Raw genomic sequence first — 6,545 nt, 5'->3', positions numbered from 1 at the left:
TGGCAGCCAGCACGCCAATAACGGGTTTCTCGACACCCTCAAACGGGTTTTACCCCGGGCCCGGTCACTGACGGACAAGCCCATCCTGCTGCGCCTGGACAGCGCACACGATGCCCGCGACAACCGCGACTTCCTGCGCGAGCAGGAGCAGGTCGACTTCCTGATCAAGTGGAACCCTCGCAAGCAGGATCCCCTGGCCTGGGCGGACAAGGCCCAGGCTCAGAAGGCCTGGACGCTGGAGCGCGACGGCAAGATGGAAGCGGTTCTGTCAGAAGACCTTCCAGATGAACCCGGTCTGCGCCGCATCGTGAAGGTCACGGTTCGCACCAGTGATGCCACTGGCCAGTTGTATCTGGAGCCGGAGGTCAGCCTCGAAGGCTGGATTACGTCCCTGTCTGCCGACGTGGCCAGTGAGCAACAAGTCATGGCGCTGTACAGCGATCACGCCACCAGTGAGCAATTTCACAGCGAGTTCAAGACCGACCTGGACCTGGAGCGCCTGCCCTCCGGCAAGTTCGACACCAACAACCTGGTCATGGCCTTCGCAACGATGGGTTACAACGTGCTGCGCTGGATGGGCCTGAGGCTGACTTCCCCGGATGCGCCAGTGCGCCACCCGGCCAAACGTCGTCGCCTGAGAACGGTGATGCAGGAGCTGATGACCATGGCCTGTCGTCTGGTGCACAGCGGCCGGCAGTGGATCCTGCGCTTTGGTCGGCACTGTCCGGGCTTTGCCGCTTACCGTGACCTCTATGGAAGCCTTGCCTCCTCCGGTTAAGCCAGTCCGACAACAGCCGCCACCTTACAATCACCCGGAAAACCATGCCGGGGCAACCCGCTATTGCCTGATGACCCTGACCTGATCAAAAAAGTAGTCAAATTTGGCCGCTGATCGACGTCAGACTGCACGTTCCAGGCATTCCCAACCTTGTTTTGGCCAAATGGTGGCTCCCGTTAGCGCCGATAGCGCTTTGCGGGGTATATTGGCCTGCAAAGTCACTGATTCAGGTATTCTTCATAAGATTACATTCCTGCTCGTTTTCGGCGTTTGTTTTTGTGAGTGCATGACTATGATCGTCACTACTATCGAGGCCGACAATCGGTAGGAATGACCAAACCGAATCCGGAAACTACTTATTTTTTCCAAATGATGATGCGTATTAATACTTATCAATAGGTACGTTGATACGAACCGAAACCTGCTTCCCCCCTCAAGCCGAACTCGACCCTACTTCGGAATTTCGGTCCATTGAAGGCTGAAATATCCGGCACCTAAAAGTCCGGAGCTAGAAATAAATACCAATTATTGAGGCGCTTTGAGAGGTTCGATTTTGTTTAAGAGCAGACAGCGGGAAAAGGCCTCTGATCTGGCGTTAAATAATGTACTTTTCTTATGTGCAACAGGCTCCAGAACCTATCCGCAAGAGTAGTATTTGACGTTTCGTCGTTACAAGGGAAGATGCAGCGACAAATTGCCATGCTAAAGCAGCACGGTCAGATAAAAGCTGAGGCGTAGCGGGACGTCGCCGTGATGTTAGGCGCACCCGCGCAAATCCTTGTGGCCACCAACTTTGCAGCGACCTCCTTGGTAATAGGTCCTTCGGCATCGTCATTGGCACAGGGCCTCAACCACTCACCGGATAAGCCTGCAGCACCCGGTGGCTCCGCTGACGCGAACGCAACCCCACCAGAATTAGCGGCACCACAATCATGGCACTGCCTACGGCGAACCAAAGGTCGGGCACCTCATTGAAACCTATCCAGCCAATCAGCACCGCCCAGATCAGACCGGTATATTCGGCACTGGTGACTTGGTTGGCATCTACCTGGCGGTAGGCCAGTAACACGGTGATGTTGTAGCCGAGGATAAACAGGGCAGAACCCAGCGCGCTGAGCAGTATCGAGCTGTCCCAGGCAGCGCCTTCCCAGAGTGCGAGTGTGCCGGCTGCCGGGATGATCAGTATGTAGTTCAGCAGCAGCTTGTGAACGGTGCTTTGTTCCTTGGGCAGTTGGCGCACCATGACGGCATTGATGGCCAGTGCAAAGGCGGCGGCCAGGGCAGCGATGGCGGCCCAGTTGAATTCCACCGGCCGCAGGATAACGACGATGCCAGCGAAGCCGCTGAATACGGCGATGACGCTCAGTGGCGTGAGTTTTTCCCGGAATACAATGGTGGAAAGCACCATAACTAGGATGGGTGCGGCGTAGAAGACGGCGTTGGCGGTGGCCAGTGGCAGGTTTGCGAGGGCGATGACCATGCATAGCAGGCCGGCCAAGTGTATATGGGCGCGCACGGCGTGCACCTTGAAGCCGGAGAACAGCTGCTTCCTGTTGAGCTGTCCTGCCAGGGGCAGTAACAGTAACAGGGTGATGACGCAGCGCAGGAAGGCAAACTGGAAGATCGGGGCGCCGGGTTCCATCAGTTTGATGAATACGTCGCTGATCAATGCCATGGCGTTGCCGATCACCAGCAGAAGGATTGCACTGTTTACGGTTTTGCCTGACATAAGACTCCCTTGAACTCTTTGATATCCAGCTTCGGAGCATTCGCCGGGCGGGCAGGCCTCTCCGAAACACGCCTCAAGACGTCCCTGTTCGGCTCGGGCTCCGCCATCCATGGCTCCGCACGGTTTCGGAGAGGCCTGCCCGCCCGGCTCCCTGAATCTTGTGATGGCATTCTATTCCTGTGCTACTATCCGATAAAATGATCTTTAAACACCTATCATTAGAATTTTAGATAATGAAACTTCCACCCCTCAAAGCCCTGCCTGTATTCGAGGCCGTTGCCCGGTTGAACAGTTTTTCGCTGGCCGCCGAAGAGCTGGCTGTGAGTCAGAGTGCGATCAGTCATCAGATCAAGCAGCTGGAGACCTACCTGGGCGAGAAGCTGTTCTGGCGTAGTGGGCGGACGCTGACGCTGACCGACGAAGGGCGGCAGTATCTGGATGGCATTGGCACCGCGTTGTTGCAGATTGAACGGGTGAGTGAGCAGTTGCTGGGACATGAAGAGTCGCGGTTGCGGCTGTCGGTGTTCAGTTCGTTTGCGGTGCGCTGGCTGGTGCCGAGGTTGCCGGATTTGCAGCGGGAGCATCCGCAGCTGGAGTTGTCGCTGGAGATGAGTAGTGAGAATCCGGTGTTGTCGGACCGGGTGGCGGACTGTTTTATCACCATCAAGCCGGCGTCTGCGGCGTTCAGTTATGAGTTGCTGTATACCGAAAGGCTGTTTCCGGTGTGCAGCCAGGATTACTGGCAGCGTATCCGTCGGGAGCTGGGGCGGGATTCAGAGATCGAGGGGCGGGACGAGCCGGATTTGTCGCCGGAGGAGGTAGCCCGATTCCCGTTGCTGTCCACTCACAGCATTTTCGACAAGGCCGCGGGCGACTGGGAAGCCTGGTATCGCGGTGTTGATCAGAAGATACCAGCAACGGCCCGACTCCAGCACTTCAGCCACATGTTGCTCGCGTTGGAAGCGGCCCGCTTCCATCAGGGCATCGCACTGACCAACGATTACATGTTGAGTACTCGTAAGGATTCGGGAGACTTTGTCCGCCTGCCTTGCCATCCGGTCATGACCGGCGACAAGTTCTACTTCGCCTGGAAAACCAGCCGTCGGAGAGAGAAGGGAATTCAACTGCTAAGGCGCTGGCTGGTAGACGAAGCCATCCACAGCGGCCTGAGAAACGAGGATGAGGCTACCTAGATGCTGAGGTTTTTGGCTGGATGGGGCCTCCCGAAACTGTGCGGAGCCATGGATGGCGGAGCCCAAGCGTACATGGACGTATTCACAGCGTGTTTCGGGAGGCCCCATCCAGCCAAACGCTCCACCGATGTCAGACAGTTCCTGCGATAATCACTCCTCGTCCCGAGGCGGCCGCTCAACAACCTTGCGCTTGCCCTTGGCGCAACGAGACAGCGCTTTCAGACCATCAGGCTCAAAGGCATCAACCCGGATAACGTCGTAGAGCGCTTCCAGTGCTTCCAGCAGTTTTTCGCACTCCTCGCCTTTCACAACGCCCTGGTCACAGGCCCAGTCCACCAGTTCCTTGCGCTCGTGGCCCATCAGCAGGTCGATGCCGCCGAGTTCGTCCTCGTCGCGGTTTCGCAGGGCCTCGTGCAGTCGCTCGCGCATTTCACGGGTTTCATTGGCCAGCCGGTAGGCGTTGAGTACGCGGCCGAGCGGGTCGTCCGGGTCGGTGTTGATGTAGCTGCCCCGGCTGATGCGCTGGCGCAACGGCGTATCCTTGACGATGGTGGCCGCAACCTCTGCGCCGAGTGTGTCGTCCGGCCCGTTGAGGCCGGTGGCGCCCAGCGGGAATACCAGTATCCGCATTGGCCAGCGCAGCAGAGGTACCGGGAAGTTGATGATCAATTCACGCATGGACGTCTTGAGATCCCGCAGACTGGTCTGCAGGCACCAGTCCACCAGTGGGCGCTGGTCATCCGGGTAGCCTTCCTCGTGCCATTGCTTGATGACCGCCGTGGCGTAATACAGGTGCACCAGGCAATCCGCCATGCGTCCGGACAGGCGCTGGCGCGCCTTGAGGCCGCCGCCCACGGTAAGCAGGGTCACGTCGGTCATCAGTGCGAATGCGGCAGAGAATCGTGCCAGCTGGCGATAGCTGGACTGGATATTACCCTGGCGAGGGACCGGTTCCAGCAAGCCGCCAGTCAGCGCCAGGACAAGGGATCTCAGTGCATTACGGGTGGTATGGGCGATATGACGGTAGAAAATGCCATCGAATTTTTCCACCGCGGCTTTTTTATCCTCCATACCGGCCGCTTCGATCTCTTCCACGATGAATGGGTGGCAGCGAATAGCGCCCTGGCCGAACACCATCAGGCTGCGGGTGAGGATATTGGCGCCCTCAACCGTGATGCCGATGGGCACTGCCTGGTAGGCACGGGCCAGGAAGTTGCGGGGCCCGGTAATGACACCACGGCCTGCCACCACGTCCATGGCATGGTTGATCACAATACGCATCAGATCGGTGTTGCGGTATTTGAGCACCGCGGAAGGCACGGATGGGCGAACGCCGCGGTCGAGCATACCGGAGGTCAGTAGCCGTGCGGCATCCATCATATAGGTATAACCGGCGATGGGTTCCAGGGCTTCCTGCACCCCTTCAAACTGGCTGATGGAGCGGCCGAACTGTTCCCGAGTCAGGGCATAGGAGCCGGTGGCCAGGCTGGCGACCTTGCCGGCGCCGGTGCCCAGTGCGGGCAGCGAGATGGAACGGCCGATGGACAGGCATTCCAGCAGCATTTTCCAGCCCTTGCCCAGCATGTCCTGGCCACCAATGACCTGTTTCATGGGAATAAAGACGTCATTACCCCAGGTCGGGCCATTCATGAATACGGTGTTCATGGGTAAGTGACGGGCCCCGGAATGAACGCCTTCAAGATCCTGAGGGATCATGACGCAGGTCACGCCGATCTCATCGTTCTCGCCCAGCAGTTTGTCCGGGTCGTAGACCTTGATGGCCAGGCCAATCAGCGTGGCGACCGGCGCCAGGGTAATGTAGCGCTTGTTCCAGGTGACTTTCAGACCCAGTACTTCCTCGCCATTCCACTGTCCCTTGCAGACGATGCCCTTGTCAGGGATGGCGCCTGCGTCGGAACCGGCCACCGGTGAGGTCAGGGCAAAGCACGGGATTTCCTCGCCACCGGCGAGGCGGGGCAGGTAATGTTCTTTCTGGGCATCGGTACCGTACTCCATCAGCAACTCGCCCGGGCCAAGGGAGTTGGGCACCATGACGGTGACGGCGGCAGACACGCTGCGGGTGGAGATTTTCATCACGATTTCAGAGTGGGCGGTATGGGAGAAACCCTTGCCGCCCTGTTCCTTTGGAATCATCAGGCCGAAGAAACCGTTCTCACGAATGAATTTCCAGACCTTGTTGGGCAGATCGTATTCTTCGTGAGTGATTTTCCAGTCGTCCAGCATGCTGCAGAGCTTTTCCACCGGCCCGTCCAGGAATGCCTGTTCTTCACTTGAGAGGTGGGCCGGCTTGGCGTCCAGCAGCTTTGACCATTGCGGCTGGCCGGAAAACAGCTCACCGTCCCAGTCCACAGTACCGGAACGGAGCGCTTCGGCCTCGGTATCAGAGAGCTTGGGCAGGCGCCCTCGCACCCATCCAAGAAGCGGTCCGCTCAGTTTTTCACGTCGGATGTCGCCCGGGAAAACCAGCACCAGGCTCAGGCCAAGAAGGCCACCTCCGAACAGTATGCTGAGGATGTGCCAGCCATCCTGGAACAGACCCACAATGGTTGCGATCACAAGGACAGCTGCAGCTGTGGTGCCGCCGATACCCAGGTAAATCAGTACCAGCGCACTGAGGAGGAGAAGCAGAACACTCATTGGCAGATCTCCGTATCGAAATAAAATTCAACCTGAATCGTCTTACCTTCGGCCAAAGCCCGGGCGGTTGCAAGCGCATCCGTTGGTTATACCTGCCAATGGCGGTGGAATGTAACAATATGTAGCAATGCAAATAATTGTTAAAAAGCATCATTCTCTGGCTAATCTATTGATCTAATTTTGCAGG

At 57.8% G+C, this 6,545-nt stretch carries 4 protein-coding genes; 2 read left to right on the top strand and 2 right to left on the bottom strand.

The features are described from left to right. Nucleotides 1-778, top strand: a 778-nt coding sequence (locus ACESMB_RS09095) for an IS1380 family transposase (protein WP_372971375.1), incomplete at its 5' end; no start/stop codon positions are given. A gap of 847 nt (nt 779-1,625) precedes the next feature. Here ACESMB_RS09095 and ACESMB_RS09090 read toward each other — a convergent pair. Further along, entirely contained in the window at nt 1,626-2,507 is an 882-nt protein-coding gene (locus ACESMB_RS09090; RefSeq protein ID WP_372971374.1) for a DMT family transporter, read from the bottom strand. Nucleotides 2,508-2,740: 233 nt separating this feature from the next. Here ACESMB_RS09090 and ACESMB_RS09085 point away from each other — a divergent pair, with 233 nt between their 5' ends. Then, nucleotides 2,741-3,700, top strand: a complete 960-nt coding sequence (locus ACESMB_RS09085) for a LysR substrate-binding domain-containing protein (protein WP_372971373.1) — start codon at nt 2,741-2,743, stop codon at nt 3,698-3,700. A 150-nt stretch (nt 3,701-3,850) separates the two neighbouring features. Here the strand turns inward: ACESMB_RS09085 and ACESMB_RS09080 are convergent, their stop codons facing one another. Next, nucleotides 3,851-6,358 (bottom strand): acyl-CoA dehydrogenase, encoded by a 2,508-nt coding sequence (locus ACESMB_RS09080; protein ID WP_372971372.1) that lies wholly within the window; start codon nt 6,356-6,358, stop codon nt 3,851-3,853. Nucleotides 6,359-6,545: the final 187 nt, after the last annotated feature.

It is taken from the genome of Marinobacter sp. (assembly GCF_041686475.1).
Lineage (GTDB): Bacteria > Pseudomonadota > Gammaproteobacteria > Pseudomonadales > Oleiphilaceae > Marinobacter.
The sequence above is the reverse complement of the archived record's forward strand: the minus strand, read 5'-3'. Positions and strand labels throughout refer to the sequence as shown.

Bases quoted from the DNA above. Each gene is read 5' to 3' on its own strand.
- ACESMB_RS09090 (WP_372971374.1), bottom strand. From the start codon at position 2,507: ATGTCAGGCAAAACCGTAAACAGTGCAATCCTTCTGCTGGTGATCGGC.
- ACESMB_RS09085 (WP_372971373.1), top strand. From the start codon at position 2,741: ATGAAACTTCCACCCCTCAAAGCCCTGCCTGTATTCGAGGCCGTTGCC.
- ACESMB_RS09080 (WP_372971372.1), bottom strand. From the start codon at position 6,358: ATGAGTGTTCTGCTTCTCCTCCTCAGTGCGCTGGTACTGATTTACCTG.